Annotated in this window: 17 protein-coding genes; 9 read left to right on the forward strand and 8 right to left on the reverse strand. The window is 42.4% G+C overall.

The features are described 5' to 3' along the window. The first annotated feature begins 15 nt into the window (after positions 1-15). The 6 genes from E4S40_RS06700 to E4S40_RS06725 all read left to right on the forward strand — a co-directional run bounded on the left by E4S40_RS06700 (position 16) and on the right by E4S40_RS06725 (position 5,841). Complete coding sequence (locus tag E4S40_RS06700) at positions 16-669, forward strand: Tll0287-like domain-containing protein (protein ID WP_135073089.1); 654 nt, start codon at positions 16-18, stop codon at positions 667-669. Positions 670-686: 17 nt separating this feature from the next. Then, on the forward strand, positions 687-1,652 hold the full coding sequence (locus E4S40_RS06705; protein WP_135072467.1) for a formylglycine-generating enzyme family protein: 966 nt from the start codon (positions 687-689) through the stop codon (positions 1,650-1,652). A 15-nt stretch (positions 1,653-1,667) separates the two neighbouring features. Continuing rightward, the gene (locus E4S40_RS06710; RefSeq protein WP_135072469.1) at positions 1,668-2,981 is read left to right on the forward strand and encodes a Gfo/Idh/MocA family protein; all 1,314 of its coding nucleotides are present in this window, start codon (positions 1,668-1,670) and stop codon (positions 2,979-2,981) included. 3 nt (positions 2,982-2,984) lie between these two features. Then, the gene (locus tag E4S40_RS06715; protein ID WP_135072471.1) at positions 2,985-3,899 is read left to right on the forward strand and encodes a hydroxypyruvate isomerase family protein; all 915 of its coding nucleotides are present in this window, start codon (positions 2,985-2,987) and stop codon (positions 3,897-3,899) included. Then, positions 3,886-4,941: a WD40/YVTN/BNR-like repeat-containing protein gene (locus E4S40_RS06720; protein ID WP_135072473.1), complete on the forward strand. Its 1,056-nt coding sequence runs from the start codon at positions 3,886-3,888 to the stop codon at positions 4,939-4,941. The genes E4S40_RS06715 and E4S40_RS06720 overlap by 14 nt, the downstream gene beginning before the upstream one ends. Positions 4,942-5,106: 165 nt before the next feature. After that, a complete protein-coding gene (locus tag E4S40_RS06725) occupies positions 5,107-5,841 on the forward strand; it encodes a 1-(5-phosphoribosyl)-5-[(5-phosphoribosylamino)methylideneamino]imidazole-4-carboxamide isomerase (protein ID WP_135072475.1) in 735 nt (244 codons plus the stop codon). A 105-nt stretch (positions 5,842-5,946) separates the two neighbouring features. Here E4S40_RS06725 and E4S40_RS06730 read toward each other — a convergent pair whose 3' ends face one another. After that, positions 5,947-6,222 carry a hypothetical protein gene (locus tag E4S40_RS06730; RefSeq protein ID WP_135072477.1) on the reverse strand — a complete coding sequence of 92 codons (276 nt, stop codon included), beginning with the start codon at positions 6,220-6,222 and terminating at the stop codon, positions 5,947-5,949. A gap of 159 nt (positions 6,223-6,381) precedes the next feature. Between E4S40_RS06730 and E4S40_RS06735 the strand changes: the two genes are divergently transcribed. Together E4S40_RS06735 and E4S40_RS06740 are read left to right on the forward strand one after the other, a co-directional pair. Then, positions 6,382-6,720 carry a tRNA-binding protein gene (locus E4S40_RS06735; RefSeq protein ID WP_135072479.1) on the forward strand — a complete coding sequence of 113 codons (339 nt, stop codon included), beginning with the start codon at positions 6,382-6,384 and terminating at the stop codon, positions 6,718-6,720. A 3-nt stretch (positions 6,721-6,723) separates the two neighbouring features. Further along, positions 6,724-8,232, forward strand: coding sequence for a S10 family peptidase (locus tag E4S40_RS06740; RefSeq protein WP_135072482.1), 1,509 nt, complete (start codon positions 6,724-6,726; stop codon positions 8,230-8,232). A gap of 1 nt (position 8,233) precedes the next feature. On the opposite strand, the gene E4S40_RS06745 is transcribed toward E4S40_RS06740, so the two are convergent. The 6 genes from E4S40_RS06745 to tpiA all read right to left on the reverse strand — a co-directional run bounded on the left by E4S40_RS06745 (position 8,234) and on the right by tpiA (position 14,086). Then, positions 8,234-9,754 (reverse strand): GH3 auxin-responsive promoter family protein, encoded by a 1,521-nt coding sequence (locus E4S40_RS06745; RefSeq protein ID WP_135072484.1) that lies wholly within the window; start codon positions 9,752-9,754, stop codon positions 8,234-8,236. Then, positions 9,754-10,494: an LPS export ABC transporter ATP-binding protein gene (gene lptB, locus E4S40_RS06750; protein WP_135072486.1), complete on the reverse strand. Its 741-nt coding sequence runs from the start codon at positions 10,492-10,494 to the stop codon at positions 9,754-9,756. The genes E4S40_RS06745 and lptB overlap by 1 nt, the downstream gene beginning before the upstream one ends. 1 nt (position 10,495) lies before the next feature. Next, on the reverse strand, positions 10,496-12,220 hold the full coding sequence (gene recJ, locus E4S40_RS06755; RefSeq protein WP_135072488.1) for a single-stranded-DNA-specific exonuclease RecJ: 1,725 nt from the start codon (positions 12,218-12,220) through the stop codon (positions 10,496-10,498). Positions 12,221-12,292: 72 nt separating this feature from the next. Further along, positions 12,293-12,490, reverse strand: a complete 198-nt coding sequence (locus tag E4S40_RS06760; RefSeq protein ID WP_135072491.1) for a hypothetical protein — start codon at positions 12,488-12,490, stop codon at positions 12,293-12,295. A gap of 1 nt (position 12,491) precedes the next feature. Further along, a complete protein-coding gene (gene prmA, locus E4S40_RS06765) occupies positions 12,492-13,319 on the reverse strand; it encodes a 50S ribosomal protein L11 methyltransferase (protein WP_135072493.1) in 828 nt (275 codons plus the stop codon). Positions 13,320-13,324: 5 nt separating this feature from the next. Continuing rightward, positions 13,325-14,086: a triose-phosphate isomerase gene (tpiA, locus tag E4S40_RS06770; protein WP_135072495.1), complete on the reverse strand. Its 762-nt coding sequence runs from the start codon at positions 14,084-14,086 to the stop codon at positions 13,325-13,327. A gap of 66 nt (positions 14,087-14,152) precedes the next feature. Here tpiA and E4S40_RS06775 point away from each other — a divergent pair, with 66 nt between their 5' ends. Then, positions 14,153-14,653: a regulatory protein RecX gene (locus E4S40_RS06775; protein WP_135072497.1), complete on the forward strand. Its 501-nt coding sequence runs from the start codon at positions 14,153-14,155 to the stop codon at positions 14,651-14,653. Between the two features lie 146 nt (positions 14,654-14,799). On the opposite strand, the gene crtD is transcribed toward E4S40_RS06775, so the two are convergent. Continuing rightward, positions 14,800-16,269, reverse strand: a complete 1,470-nt coding sequence (gene crtD, locus E4S40_RS06780) for a 1-hydroxycarotenoid 3,4-desaturase CrtD (protein ID WP_135072499.1) — start codon at positions 16,267-16,269, stop codon at positions 14,800-14,802. Positions 16,270-16,814: the final 545 nt, after the last annotated feature.

Here is a 16,814-nt window from a genome sequence, read left to right on the forward strand (position 1 = left end):
AAAAAGCAATTAATGATGAAAAAAATATTTTCAATAGTAGCAATTTCTGTGCTTTTAAGCGCCTGCGGAAGTGGGGAGCGAGTCTCCAAAGAGGTTTTTGAAGAGGTGAATGAGGCAATGGAAGTCAAAAAGTTAAGTGAGGCCGAAATCATCGACGCAGCCATGGTTTGGGGAGATTCTATAAGTATGGAGGCGCAGCAACAATTAGTCAACCAATTACAGCAAGCAATTTCTGAAAAAGGAATTCCGGGTGCCATTGAATTTTGTAATGTTCAAGCCTTGTCAATCTTGGAGGACGTTGGGAAACCCTATGGAGTAGAAATTCGGAGAGCTTCCAATCGCTATCGAAATCCAGCAGATCAACCCACTGAAATGGAGCGGCGATACCTAGAAACCTACGAGTATGATGTAGAAAATGGGAACCCACTTGCTCCAAATATTCAAAAAATCAACGAAGGAGAGGAGTTGCTTTACACCAAAGCAATCGTCATTCCCGGAGGGCTCTGTCTCAACTGCCATGGTGAGCCAGGAAAAGAAATCAATGAGGAGGCACTCAAAGTCTTAGAAGAGCTTTATCCTGAAGATCAAGCCAAAGGACATAAAGTAGGGGATTTGCGGGGAATGTGGTCCATAAAAATCCCTAAAAAAGAGGTTGTTAAAAGAATGTAAGCCTACTCATCAAGCCCATGATTCAATATATTTTCTGGCTTTCAATAGTGATTTTGCTCCAAAGTGAAAAGGTAGATTTTGATAATCAATCTTTTGAACCTTATCAGCAAAAAATCCCTGGGACCAACCTAGACTTTACCATGACCCCCATTCCTGAAGGATCTTTTGAGATGGGTTCGGATGAAAGCGACAAGGAGGATGAAAAACCAGCCCATTTGGTTGAATTGGATGCCTTTTGGATGGGAACTCATGAGGTAACTTGGGATATTTTTGAGCTTTTCGTAGACAAAAATTACGAATTGGCTATTTCAGAGGAGCCAATCGGTGAACGAGTGGATGGGCTTTCCCGTCCATCATTGCCGTATTTGGATATGACCTTTGGGATGGGAAAGGAAGGAAAGCCTGCTGTGGGTATGACGCAGTACGGAGCCATACAATTTTGCCACTGGTTGTATCTTAAGACTGGAGTCTTTTACCGATTACCTACAGAAGCGGAGTGGGAATATGCAGCTAAAGCTGGGACAAACACCTCTTATTTTTTTGGTGAAGACCTTAGCCTTATGTCAGAGTATGCTTGGACTAAGGAAAATTCAAATGAAACTACTCAGCAGGTAGGCGAGAAAAAGCCCAACCCATGGGGCTTGTATGACATTTACGGGAATGTCTTGGAATGGACTTCCGACCAATATGATCCCGAGTTTTATAAAAATGCTCCCAAGGAAAATCCACTGAATCCTTCTGTTAATTTATATCCTCGAGTGGTCCGTGGAGGAAGTTTCAAGCATTCAGCTGATGAAATCAGTTCTACCCGAAGATTTGTCAGTGATCCTAAATGGAAACAGATTGACCCTCAGATTCCAAAGAGCCAATGGTGGTTTCCAGAGGCTCCATTTCTGGGAATCAGACTTGTTCGCCCATTAAATCCACCCAGTGAGGAAGAAATCAAGGCCTATTATGGGCAAGCACCAATCGATGACTATTAAACCTAAAATAACACTATGAAAACAGACTCATCCCGACGCACCTTTATCAAAAGTTCTGCTCTAGTGGCAGGAGGACTGATGACTTCTCCATTTACAATTCCCGGAGCTTATGCTGCTCCTGATAATCACCTGAAACTAGCTTTGATTGGATGTGGGGGTAGAGGTACTGGAGCAGTTTTTCAAGCGTTTGAAACAGGGCATCCAATAAAACTCGTAGCCATGGCGGATGCCTTTCAGGACCGATTGGAAAATAGCCTAAAGCCTATTTTGGCGAAATATGGTCCTGAAAAAGTTCAGGTTCCCCAAGAAAAGCAATTTGTAGGTTTCGATGCTTATAAACACGCTATTGCCGAAGCTGATGTGGTGATTTTAGCAACCCCTCCAGGATTTAGGCCAAGTCATTTTGAGGAGGCCGTTCGTCAAGGAAAACAGATTTTTATGGAAAAGCCAGTGGCCACTGATGCTGCTGGAATTCGTCGTGTTTTGGCAGCAGCTGAAGAGGCGAAGGCTAAGAAATTGAATGTAGTGGTCGGTTTACAACGGCATTACCAAAACAATTACCGGGAAACGATTAGAAGAATTCACGATGGGGAAATTGGAGATATCATTGGAGGTCAGGTTTATTGGAATGATGGCGGTGTTTGGGTGAGAGAGCGTCAGCCTGGTCAAACAGAAATGGAATACCAAATGCGAAATTGGTATTACTTCAATTGGCTATGCGGGGATCACATTACTGAGCAGCATGTGCATAACATTGATGTGGCCAACTGGGTAAAGCAAGGATATCCTGTAAAAGCAGAAGGTACCGGGGGAAGATTAGTCCGTACTGGAAAAGATCATGGAGAAATCTTTGATCATCATGTATTGACTTTTACTTATGAAGATGGCTCAGTCATTCACAGTGAATGCCGGCATTTTCCTGGAGCGGCCAATCGGGTAGATGAAAGCTTTCAAGGAACAAAAGGGAAAGCCTACCTCAGCGCAGGAAATCACGGAAATTTGACAGATTGGAAGGGAAATGCCCTTTATACGCATGACCGGGAAAATAATCCAAATCCTTATCAGCAAGAGCATGATGAACTTTGGGCAGCACTTGTGAAGGGCGAGTACAAATTTGCGGATGCTGAAAATGCAGCCAAAAGTACCATGACTTCTATTATGGGACGTTATGCCACCTATTCCGGGAAAGTCATTACCTGGGAGGAAGCTTTAAATGGTACAGTTGATCTTTTCCCGGATGAACTTGCTTGGGATGCACTTCCCAAAATTCTTCCAAATGAAGATGGATATTACCCACATGCAATTCCAGGAAAAACTAAAGTGATTTAAGCCATGAAAAGAAGAGGATTTATAAAAAAAGCCGGTTTAAGTGGAGTTTTGATGGGAGTTTCTGGAGGTTTGGCCTTCCCAAGTCCCCGAGATAATAATAAAGCAGATGCTTTTACCATGGATTTTGCTCCGCACTTTGGCATGTTTAGAAATCATGCTCCGGGAGGAATCATTGACGAACTTAAATTCATGGCAGATCAGGGTTTCCGTTCTTTTGAAGACAATGGTATGCTTCAGCGTCCCGTGGAAATTCAGGAGCAGATAGGAAAAACCTTAGATGAATTAGGGATGCGAATGGGCGTTTTCGTAATTGATGGAGGAGATAATTGGAAGGTTTCCTTGGCCACAGGCAAGCAGGAGTTTTTGGATAATTTTCTCAAAACCTGCCGCGCAGCGGTGGATACCGCCAAGCGAGTAAATGCCAAATGGATGACGGTCGTTCCGGGGTATTTTGAGCGGAATTTGCCTTTAGGAATTCAGACTGCCAATGTTATTGAGGCTATGAAACGAGGAGCAGAAATTTTCGAACCTCATGGGTTGACTATGGTGATGGAGCCTTTGAGTGACAATCCGGATCTTTTTCTACGGCATGCCGATCAGACATATATGATTTGCCAAGCTGTTGGAAGTCCTTCCTGTAAAATCCTTTACGATATCTATCACATGCAGCGAAATGAGGGAAATCTGATCGCTACCATGGAAAAAACTTGGGAGGAAATTGCCTATATCCAAATCGGTGATAATCCTGGCCGCAAGGAACCTGGAACTGGAGAAATTAACTACGAAAACGTATTCAATTACATTCATCAAAAAGGTTTTAAAGGGATTTTGGGGATGGAACATGGAAATGCGCAAGCAGGAAAAGAAGGAGAGTTAGCTTTGATTGAAGCCTATCGAAAAGTAGATGTTAAAGTTTAAAAAAGCCTTCCTTATCCTACTAGAAATAGGATTTTTAGTAGGATGCTTTTCTTGTCAAAATCAAAAACAAAACGAAGTCTCCGTTAAGCCAATAGGTTGGAAGATTTTGGAAACTCCAACTGAGGCCTCACTTAGAGGGCTAAGCCCTGTCTCAGATGATGTTGTTTGGGCTAGTGGATCTGGAGGAACTTGGTTAAGAACTATAGATGGAGGAGAAACTTGGGCAACAGGAGTGATAGGAGGAATCGATACGGTTGACTTCCGTTCCATTCATGCTTTTGATGCTGAAAAGGCTGTCGCTGTTACAGCGGGTCAACCAGCTCATATTTATAAAACTACAGACGGAGGAAAAAGCTGGGATTTGAAGCTCATTGAATCAGATCAGGCATTTTTTGATGGGATCAGTTTTGCGGATGAGAATCGAGGCTATGTTTTCGGGGATCCGGTAGATGGATTTTGGATGATTTATGAGACTTTGGACCAAGGAAATTCTTGGACCTTGCTGGATTCTCTACCGAAAGCAGAAGAAGGAGAGGCGGGATTTGCTGCTTCCGCAAGCTCTCTTTTGGCTTTTGGAGATGATATTTGGTTAGGAAGTGGAGGAAGTTTCTCCTTTTTACATCATTCTCCGGATCGTGGAAAAACTTGGTTTCGATATCCCTCACCAATTATTCAGGGGGAATCATCACAAGGAATATTTTCGCTTGTAGAGGTTGATAACGAGGAAATAGTGGTTGTTGGTGGAGATTATTTGAAGCCTGAGGGTACCGAAAAAAATTGGGGAGTTTTTGATATAACCACAAAGGCTTGGAAAGAGAAAAAGGATTCTTCACCAGCAGGTTATCGATCTGGTGTAACCTATTTTCCAAAATACTCCTGGCTGATTACAATTGGGCCATCTGGATCGGACTATTCCGAAAATGGGGGAGATTCCTGGGAGAATTTTTCTTCGGAAGGATTCCATGCGATATTCAAAAGCAGAGAAGGAGAAAGCGTATGGGCTTCAGGCGCTAAAGGAAAGGTGGCTAAATTGATATTTTGAAAAATAATCGAGAGCTGGGTGTGGAAATCCTAGAATTCAGGTGCTTTTGTTTAAAAAATTGTAAAGTTTTGACCGTAATTTTAGATCGGTAGTCTACTTCTGTATTATCTTTAGGATTCAAATTTTTAATGCTTAACTTATAAATCACCTCAATAGCAACTAATTATGTTTGAAATAATACCATCTATTTGGTTGATTAATGGCAAATGTGTGCGCCTAGAGCGTGGGGATTTTGCTACCGAGGAGGTGGTATCAACCAATCCCTTGGGAATCGCTCAGGAGTTCGAATCCATTGGAATCAAGCGACTTCATTTGGTAGACTTGGATGGTGCAAGACGTGGAGAACCGAAGAACTACCATATACTGGAAGCAATTGCTGGATATACCAATCTCAAAGTTGATTTTACCGGAGGTATCACTACCGATGGAGATGTGATCAAATGTTTCGAGTATGGAGCTAAGACTGTTACCATATCTTCTGCCGCCGCAAATTACCCAGAGCGTTTTGCGCAGTTCATTCTTTCCTATGGTCGTGAGAAGATAAACTTGGCTGCTGATACCAATCCAACAGACCATAAAATTAAAATCCGGGGCTGGTTGAAAAAAACAAGCATAGATTTATACGATCATATTGAATTTTTCTACGAGCGAGGCCTGAAATACCTGAAAGTTTCTGACGTGACCCGGGACGGAGTGATGGAAGGGCCTAATTTTGATTTGTATAAAAGTATATTGGAAAGGTTTCCTTCAATTCAGCTAGCGGCAAGTGGCGGCGTACGGGGAATTGATGATTTTAGAGAACTTCGAGATATGGGAGTTCATTCATCTGTATTTGGAAGGGCCTATTATGAGGGAAAAATTTCTCTGAATGACTTGGAGAAATTTCTAAAGGAAGGATAAATCTCGGTTAGAATTGAGTCAAAGGGCTTGAAAAATTTTTAACCAACATGCATAAAAAAGGGACCTTAGAAAAAGGTCCCTTTTTATTTATTAAGAAAACACAAATTAATCCGCTTTGAATTTTTCCAGTACGTAAAGGAAAATATTGAATGACAAGGTAGAAGGAGTTTCGGTTTTCTTACCTTCTGGTCCGATGACTACCTCTCTTCGAATAGGAGTGGAAGGAATGATCGGTGCAATATTTTTAGATTCCTGATTTGGCTTGGCTGCATTCGGAGTGATTAAAGGCTCGTGATGCAGTCCCAAATCCTCCTCGAGAATTTGCTTATCTAATGGACGGTTGGATTCCATAATTGGCTTATCTTGCTCTGTCTGAGCCATAGATTTTTCTGACAAAAGACAGAATCCCAAAAGGGAACAGATGAATAATCCAATTTTGGAAAAAGAAAATATTGATTTTCTTGACATCTTTAAGTTGAGCTTACCTGATTTAAACTGAGAGTTTTGTAAAAGGTTCTAAAATTAATAAAAAAATTGTCTATGCAAACGATTGACTACGAAGATTTCGCCAAATTAGAGTTTCGCGCTGGGACCATAATTCGAGTCGAAAATTTTGAAAAGGCTAGGAAACCCGCATATAAAATTTGGGTGGATTTGGGGGCTGAATTGGGAGTAAAAAAGTCCTCAGCTCAAATTACTGATCTCTATTCTTCTGAAGAATTGATAGGTCGTCAGGTTGTTTGCGTAGTTAATTTCAAACCTAGACAAATCGCAGACTTTATGTCTGAAATTTTAATTACCGGATTTCCCGATGAACAAGGTCGAGTAGTCCTTACTTCTGTAGAACGTAAAGTGCCTAATGGGGCAAAACTATTTTAAGTCATGAGAAAAATTATACCTGCTTTCCTTATTCTTTGTTTGTTTTCTTTAGAGCTCAGCTTCGCTCAAGATTCTACTTCTATTCAGCGAAGTCCTCGAGTTTTTGAACGGAACCATACGGGAGTTTTCAATGGACAACGGATTGCATACCGATCGGTGATGAAAGAAACCTTCCTTAAAAATTCCAAAAATGAAGTGACGGCTTCTTTTTGGAGTACGAGTTATATCAAGGAGGGAGCTGATCAATCGCGACCTGTGATTTTTATTTTTAATGGTGGCCCTGGCTCTTCTTCCATTTGGTTGCACATGGGTTTTTTTGGTCCGAAAGTGGTCCGTGTTGACTCGGATGCCAAAGAAGATGATGGGGCCGCTCCTTACATTACGGAGGCAAACTCCATGGCCTTATTGGATTTGGCGGATTTGGTTTTTTTGGATCCTATAGGTACAGGCTTCAGCCGAGTTACTGAAAAGGGGAAAGTGGAGGATTATTGGGGATTGGTTGAAGATGCTCAGTCTATTGCTGAATTTATTCGAATTTGGATCCGCGAAAACAACCGTTGGCAAGCTCCTAAATTTCTGGCAGGTGAGAGTTTTGGAACCACCCGAGCTGCAAAGGTTGCGGAAGTCTTGGAAGGCGATGGACAACATGTGGCACTTAATGGATTGATCTTAATTTCACAGGCCTTGGATTATGCGGGTTCTTCTTCCTGGCCTGATAACCTGACTTCCTTTTTTACCTATTTGCCTTCGATGGCGGTCACTGCCCGATACCATGGTAAAGCTGGGGAAGGGAAAAGTCTGGAGGAATTTGCCCAAGAAGCACGAAATTTTGCCTACCTGGAATACCTGCCTTCTCTTTTTGAGGGACAGAGACTATCAAAAGAACGACAGGAGCAAATTGCTGAGAAGCTAGCTTATTTCACTGGATTGGATAAAGAATACATTCTTCGGTCCGACAACCAAGTTTTGATGCATCGCTTCAAAAAAGAACTTTTGAGAGAGGAGGGAAAGGCTATTGGAACCTTGGATGGTCGCTTTGCAGCGGAAGAAACGGATCAAGTTGCGGAAGGTCCAGTTTTGGGGGATCCAAGTGATTATATGACTGAGGGAGCCTACACCGCAGCCTTTAATTCCTACCTGCTCAATGAATTAGGGGTAGAAATGGAGATCCCTTATTTATCCTCAAATGGAGAAATTGGGGGAAAATGGCGATGGAGACCTGTTCCGGACGGAAGCTACTGGGAGCCTAGCTATGTGAGTACTGCAAGAGGACTAAGTGAGGTCATGCACCGAAATACAAAAATGCGAGTAATGGTTGCCAATGGCTATTATGATCTAATTACTCCATTTTTTGATGCGGAATTTACCTTTGCCAGGCATGATTTCCCACAGGAGCGAATCGAGATGAAATATTATGAAGCTGGGCACATGATGTATAACCGTCGAGAAGATTTTGAAGCTCTAGCGAGGGATATTCGATCTTTTGTCGAAGAGGTACTTTCTGGTCAATAAGTTATTTCATCAGCTTTAAAAGCTCATCCAAATATTCCCGGTTATTAGAAAGTCGAGGTACCTTATTCTGCCCTCCTAATTTTCCTTTTTGGCTTAGCCAATTTTGGAAAAGACCTTCTTCGGCCACATGAATGATTGGTTTTACCAAGGCTAGGTCTTTATGTCGCTTGGCATCATAATCAGAGTTGATTTCTCGTAAATGCTGATCTAATAATTCAGTAAAGCGATTAACATCTGAAGGATTTTTGGCAAACTCAATAATCCATTCATGAGCTCCCTTTTCGCCGGAATTTCCAAAATAGGCAGGTGCGGCAGTAAAGTTTTCAATGCTTGCCCCCGTTTGCTCGGCAGCGTAAGCAATCGCCTTTTCGGCATTTTCTACAATCACTTCTTCACCGAAAGCATTGATGAAATGCTTGGTTCGGCCCGAAATTTTAAAGCGATATGGTTTGGTAGAAGTGAAACGAATGGTATCTCCGATTTTATATCGCCAGAGACCTCCGTTGGTTGAAATGACCACTGCGTAGTTTTTTCCCACTTCTACATCTTCCAAGGGAATGGCCTGAGGATTTTCATCATCCCAATGATCCATAGGGATAAATTCATAAAAAATCCCATAATCCAATAAGAGCAGAAGTTCTTCAGAATCGGGTTGGTCTTGGAGTCCAAAAAATCCTTCTGATGCATTATATGTCTCCATGTATCGCATCTTTTCGGAAGGAATCAATTCCTCAAAAAGACTCTTGTAGGGGCCAAAAGCTACTGCTCCATGAAAAAACACTTCTAGATTTGGCCAAACCTCAAGAATGTGTTTGGCTTTTTTGATTTCCAAAATCTTTCGAAGAAGGACGATGGTCCAGGTTGGCACTCCGGCAATGCTGACCACATTTTCATTCATTGTTTCCCGGGCCATCTTTTCAATTTTCGCCTCCCATTCTCCCATCAATGCGACCTCTAAAGATGGGGTCCTGGCGAATTGAGCCCAAATGGGTAAGTTTTTCATGATGACGGCTGAAATATCTCCAGCCTTGGTACTACCGGAAGGGTTTAAAGGGTTCTTTTCCAGCGAACCGCCAATTGATAGGCTCTTTCCTGAAAAAAGCTTGGAGTCAGGATAATTATTCACATAGAGGGTAACCATGTCCTTTCCTCCTTTGAAATGACAATCCTCCAAACTTTCCTCAGTGACAGGGATGTATTTGCTGCGGCTAGAAGTGGTGCCGGAGGATTTCGAAAACCATTCAACTTCCGTATTCCAAAGTACCTCCTGCTCCCCTTTCATTACTCTATCGATGAAAGGTTTCAGGCCTTCATAGTCAAAAAGAGGGACCTTTTTGGAAAAATCCTCATAGTTTCGAATAGATGAAAAGCCAAATTCTCTTCCAAACTTGGTTTGCTTTCCGGCTTCAATTAATTCTTTGAAAACTCCCGCTTGAATGGCATGTGGATCCTGCTTGAAGCTTTCTATTTGCCCCAAGCGACTCTTAAAGATCCAGGTCATAAAACTGTTAATGACCTCCATTAATTCGTAAAAGTTTTGCGTTTCAACTCGAAATGGCTTCCCAAATAGACTTTTCGAACCTGCTCATCAGCTGCTAGTTCTTCTGCTGTTCCAGCTTTGAGAAGTCTACCCTCAAACATCAAATAAGCCCGGTCAGTAATGGAAAGCGTTTCATTCACGTTGTGGTCCGTGATCAAAATGCCAATGTTCTTGGTTTTGAGTTTGGCAACGATGGTTTGGATTTCTTCCACAGCAATCGGGTCCACTCCAGCAAAAGGTTCATCCAGCAATACAAATTTAGGGTCAACTGCTAAAGCCCGAGCAATTTCAGTTCGACGGCGTTCTCCTCCGGAAAGAACCATTCCCAAGTTTTTTCGCACATGAGTTAGACTGAATTCCTCGAGCAGACTCTCCATCTTTTCTTTTTGGGCCTGCTTGGGAAGGTCAGTCATTTCCAAAACGGCCATGATATTTTCTTCGACGGAAAGCTTTCGAAAAACCGAAGCTTCTTGCGCCAAATAACCGATTCCTTGCTGGGCCCGCTTATACATTGGAAGTCCCGTAATGTCTTCCCGATCCAAAAAAATCTTTCCCTCATTCGGTTGAATCAAACCGACAATCATGTAAAAGGAAGTTGTTTTCCCGGCTCCATTAGGTCCTAGAAGCCCCACGATTTCTCCTTGACTGACTTCTACGGAGATATCATTGACCACTCGTCGTCCTTTGTATATTTTGACCAAATGTTCGGCTTTCAGTATCATCTTAGTCGAATTTGATATCTTTCACGTAGAGTTGCAAGCTACTTTTATCGCGGAAGAAATTTTCCCGCATTTCTGCTACCAAGTCAAATCGCATTTTGGAGCGAAGAAAATTCACCGTAGTCAAATCAGGATCTTTTGCCCGGTCAGCCATGCCAAAGCCAAGACAAACAGGTGTAGTCTCCTGGCCATCCTGCTTTATTTTGAAACGCAAATGCTTTTCCTTCAAAACCACCACATCCTCGGCATAGACATTCGAAATTCTGAAAATAGGCTCCGGATTCCCTGGCCCAAATGGCGCCATCTGCTTTAGAATATTGTAAAAACGGTAATTTATCTGATCCAACAACAATTCATCGTCAATTTCAATGACAGGTTTACGGTGGACTTCCTCAATTCTGCTTTTGACAACTTCTTCAAATTTTGCCTGGAAAGCCGGCACTTTGTCAACGGACAGGGTCAAACCTGCCGCATATTTATGTCCTCCGAATTGATCCAACAAATCGCTGCACTCGGAAATGGCTTCGTAAATATCAAAATCCACCACTGAGCGTGCGCTTCCTGTAGCCTTGGAATTGGATTCTGTGAGAATGATGGTAGGCCTATAATATTTCTCAATGCATCGACTCGCGACAATGCCGATCACTCCCTTATGCCAATCTTCCTTAAAAAGCACAGTGGTGTTCCATATTTGTTCCTGCTCTCGGGCAGCGATCATCTCAAAGGCCTCTTTGGTGATGTTTTCGTCAAAATTCCGCCGAGTTGCATTGACTTCATCCACGACTTTTGCCCGCTCCAATGCTTCATCCAGATCGGTAGAAATCAATAATTCAACTGAAGCCTTGGCATGTTCCAATCGGCCGGAGGCATTGATCCGTGGTCCAATTTTGAAGACGATATCCGAGATGCCAATTTCCTTTTCGATTTTGGAACGGAGGATTAAAGCCTTAAGACCGGGTCTTGGGGTATTATTGATTCGGTCTAATCCGTAATAGGCCAAAATTCGATTTTCTCCAGAAATTGGGACAATATCAGCCGCAATGCTCACCACCAACAGATCGAGGTAGGCATACAGACCAGATTCATCCATCCCTCGTTTTTTGGCAAAGGCCTGAATCAATTTAAAGCCAACTCCACATCCACTCAATTCCTTGTAAGGATAAGGGCAATCTTCTTGTTTGGCATCCAAAACAGCCACTGCTTCAGGAAGGGTCTCCCCAGGAGTATGATGATCGCAAATAATGAAATCCACTCCCAACTCCTTGGCAAGAGCGACTTTATCAATGGCTTTGATGCCACAGTCTAAGGCGATAACCAAAGAGAAATTTTCCTCGGCAGCAAATCGTACGCCTCGTTCTGAAATACCATACCCCTCTTTATAGCGATCGGGAATGTAAAAATCCACTTTGGGATAAAATCCCTTCAAAAAGCTAAAAACAAGTGCTACAGCAGTGGTGCCATCCACATCGTAATCTCCGTAAACAAGGATTTTTTCACCAGAGCTAATTGCTTGCTCAATACGCTCTACCGCATGGCTCATTCCCTTCATTAAAAAAGGATCATGCAATTGGCTTAAGCTTGGTCGGAAAAAATCCTTGGCCTGATCAAAGCTTTCAACTCCCCGATTGATAAGCACATTCGCCAAGGTAGGATTCACATTGATTTCCTTACTGAGCTTTTCCAGTGCTGCCTGAGAGGCTTTAGGCTTTGTTTTCCAGACGTACTCCATGCGTTTAAATTACGAAAGTTCTTCACTTTCGATTGGACTGATTTTTTAAAAAAGACTTTGAATTAAGGGATTTTACGAAGATTTGCCTTCACTTTTTTGGTATTGAAACCAAAAATATCCTGGGAAAATCAAGGCTTTTAGCTTCCAATCATTCTTTTCCTGAATCGTCAGGCTGGAATTTTCATGGACCTTGCGGTACATTTTTCCAGCCAAAAGCGTATGTCCAATCAATAGCAAAAATAGGACAGCATAAAGAATCAATTCCTCCATATTATTTTTTAGTGAAGACCAAAGCAGCCCAATTATCATGGGTCGACTGTTGAATCAATTCCAGATTTAGCCCTTTGCAATGATCAACCAAATCCGGAATATCTTCTGAATAAAAACCGCTCAGCAAAAGAAAAGCATCGGGCTTCATCAGTTGGGCATAAATTTCCAATTCGTCCAACAAAACATTCTTATTGATGTTGGCTAGGATAATGTCATAAGGACCTTGTGGATTGACATCGCGGATGGTTCCCAATCCCATCTGAGCAGGCACCTGATTAAGTTGGAAATTTTCATTTCCATTATCCACACACCAATCATCGATATCAAATGCTTCTACGGATTCTGCTCCCAGAAGATGAGCCATAATGGCCAAAATTCCTGTTCCTGAACCTACATCCAAAACTCTTTTTCCTTGATGATCAATTTGCCCCTGAAGCTGAAGCATTTGAAATGTCGTAGCATGATGTCCCGTACCAAAGGACATTTTGGGATTGATTACAATTTCATATCGGAAACCACCTTTTGGGGGATGAAAAGACGCCCGGACATAGACCAAATCATCAACGGCGATGGGGTCGTAGTTTTTTTCCCATTCTTCATTCCAATTGACTTTTTGGGTGAGGCTTTCTTTGAATTCGATTTGGGCAGGCTCTCGATAGCGATCAATGATCTCTTCAAAAGCCACTTGATCAAAGCCTTCCAAAGGAGAATAGCAATCAAAGCCTTCCTCTGTTTCCAAGAAGGCATCAAACCCAATTTCAGATAATTCCGCAATTAGAATTTCGCGAAAGTCCTCCGAGCAGGTGATCTTAAATTCCCGATAGTCCATCCCTTTTAGTAGGATTTGGCAATGTCAATAAAGTCTCGTGATTTCAAGGAAGCTCCTCCGATAAGTCCTCCGTCTACATCTGGTTTAGAAAGGAGTTCTGCTGCATTGGAAGGCTTCATACTTCCGCCGTAAAGGATGGAAATGGAGTCAGCAACTTCTTTTCCGTATTTGGAAGCAAGGTGTTTTCTCAATGCATAGTGCATTTCCTGAGCTTGCTCCGCAGTTGCAGTTTTACCGGTTCCGATAGCCCAGATAGGTTCGTAGGCAATCACAACTTTTGAAATTTCTTCAGCCGAAAGGTCAAAAAGGCTGTCAGTTAATTGGTATTTGACATTAGGCTCATGCGTGCCTGCTTCCCGAATATCCAATGACTCTCCACAGCAAAAAATTGGTGTCAAACCAGCGGCCAATGCTTGCTTCACTTTAGTAGCGAGTAGTTCATTGCTTTCCTTGAAATATTCTCTTCGCTCAGAGTGGCCGATAATTACATAATCCACGCCAAAAGAAGCCAAGATTGGAGCTGAAACCTCACCGGTATAGGCACCGGATTCTTTATCCGAACAGTTTTGTGCGCCCACGAAGATATTTGAAGTTCCTCCGATCAATTTTTTTACCACATAGAGGTGAGGAAAAGGAGGATTAAGAACCAGTGTCACTCCGTCCAAATTTTCGTCTTTGGCCATTTGAACAATTTCGGAGGTGAGTTTTTGACCCTCTTCATAGGTCATGTTCATTTTCCAGTTCCCGGCTATGATTTTCTTTCGCATCGTCAGTTAAAATTTTGTTAGGTTTGAGAGAAACTTGAGTAGAAATTTTCTCTAAAATTAATCAAAATGTCCGGTTGGGGAAGGAATAACCCGCAGCATACCCGAAAAACCACATGGACTGTTGAAGAGGCCAAGGAAAAAATTGCTGCCTTTTGTGCTTATCAGGAGCGATGTGTTTGGGATGTTCGCAGAAAGCTGTTTGAAAAAGGCATTTCTGGTGAAAAGGAGGAAGAGTTGATCAATTTTTTGCTGAAGGAAAAATTTTTGGATGAGGAGCGCTTTGCGAGAGCATTTGCTCGAGGAAAATTTCGGCTGAAGAAGTGGGGGAGAAACCGAATTCGAATGGAAATGAAAATGCGCCAAATCCCCGAGTCTTTGATTCGAAAAGGCTTGGCCGAAATAGACCCGGTGGAATATTACGATACCTTATTGGGTGAGACGGAGAAGAAGTGGGAAAAAACCAAGGAACCTGACCCTTACAAGAAGCGCTTCAAAGTCGTGGGTTATTTGATGCAAAGGGGATTCGAGCAGGACCTGATTCAGGAAGCGATAGAATCACTTTTGTGATTTATGATTGACGAAGTACGATTTACGATGGTAGGGTTGGAAGTGAAGCTTAGAGTCTTTGCCCGAACTTTCCAACTTTCTAACTTTCCCACTTTATAACCCAAATATCGAATAATGAAAATTCTCCATTGACTATTGACCATGGTCTATGGACTTGGAATAAAGCCACTCATAATCTTCGCCGAAAGCAGACTCAGCGGGATTCCTCCTCCAGGATGGACGGAGCCGCCACAGAAAAAGAGATTTTTGATATCCGAGGAATAGTTGGCGTGACGAAGGAAGGCAGCAAAGCGATTGTTGGAACTGTTGCCATACAATGCACCATTTGCACTTGAGGTTTTGAATTCTATGCTTCTAGGCTCGAGAACGTCCTCCACTTCAATCAGCGATTCCAAGTCGGTATTTAGAATTCGGTTGATCTTGGAGATCATATTTTTTCGGGCTTTCGCTATCAAGCTATCCCAATCCTGTCCTTGGTTGTTTGGTACATTGATCATTGTAAACCAGTTCATGCAGCCTTCCGGAGCATCATCAGGTTTGCAGACAGAAGTGATATTGATGTAAACCGTTGGGTCCTGGTAAATCGATCCCTTCTTGAATATATGTTCAAATTCGGTTTGGTAATCATCCGAAAAGAGGATGTTGTGCAGACCCAATTCATGAAAATTCTTTTTGATCCCCCAGTAGAAAATCAGGGCGGAACTGGACTTAGGTTGGCTCAGTAATTTTTCAGGCTGTTTTTGCTTTCGCAAAATGGTTTTATAAGCGTTCACCATATCCATGTTGTTGACTATTACATCCGCAGAATGGGTTTCACCATTGACCAGAATCCCCACTGCTTTTCCTTTTTCCACCAGAATTTCTTCCACTTTGGAATTAAAATGGAATTTCACTCCCAGATCCAAGGCAAGTTGGTATAGGCTGAGCGTGATATCATGCATACCTTTTTTAGGGAAATATGCTCCGATATTAAACTCCAAGTGCGGAATGATATTCAAAGTAGCGGGAGTCTGATAAGGGTCCGAACCGTTATAGGTTGCGTAGCGATTGAATAACTGAACGAGCTTGGGATTTTGGAATTGATTCTTATTGGCTTGGTTCATGGTGGAGAAAATCCCCAACTTCCCCATTTTCAAATAGGATTTGATGGCTTGTGCATTGGTCCAAGTGCTGAGCTGATGCAGGGATCTATGCATAAAAAGCGGTGCCAAATGCTCATAGATATAGGCTGAGTTTTTCAGTGCTTGTCGGATATGCTGGGCAGGTTCTCCCAACTTGGTTTCCACCTCCTCAGCAAATCGATTAATATCAGCCCAAGCCTTGATTTGCTTGCCATCCTCCCAGAAATAATGACAGGCAACTTCCAGTTTTTGATAATCGAAATGTTCCTGTGGGTCTTTGCCTGCCAGTCTGAAAAGTTCTTCAACCTGCTCAGGCAAGGTAAAAAGCGAAGGACCCGCATCAAATCGGTAGCCTCCCAATTGGATTTCGGACAGCTTTCCTCCGGGGTAGGCATTGGCTTCGAAGACTTCAACTTGATAACCTTTGATAGCTAATCGAATGGATGAGGCAATGCCGGCGATACCGGAACCAACTATTAGAGCTTTTTGGGACATGAATATGGTTTTGCTTTTTAACTACACAATCAGCCCAGAAGTTGGTAGAAATTTAGGAAAAGCCCAAAAACAATAAATTGCCGGATTTAAATTTGCTCCCTTGGATTTGCAATCGTGAGGATTTATGATAGGATTTCCAATCTGGAAATAACTCCAGTCATAAGAATTGCCAGATTAAAAATCCTACTAGCCTGCTTCGGAATTACAAATCCGGAAGAATACAAAAAAATGCTGCTTCTCCGGAAGTAGCATAGCTGATAACGATTGATTTACTTCGCCCCTGTTAGTGTCTCCACTAACAGCCAATCAAATCTTCTCAAAAATCCTTCTAAAGCTTGTCGCTTCTGCCATGAAGTTCAGAGTTAGGCACTCGCTCTTGTTCGGTGGTATCCAAATGACAGATGGTTACCGAATTCTCCTTCAAAGTCACTTTTAAATTAAACACCTAAGGGCTAGGAATAGGCTCACCTGTGTTTGTAGAATTTCCCTGATAATTTTTCTCCCAAACCATCTTTTTCCCTGAGCAATATCACCTCATCAGGTGA

Source organism: Algoriphagus kandeliae, from assembly GCF_004571135.1.
In the GTDB taxonomy this organism is placed as follows: domain Bacteria; phylum Bacteroidota; class Bacteroidia; order Cytophagales; family Cyclobacteriaceae; genus Algoriphagus; species Algoriphagus kandeliae.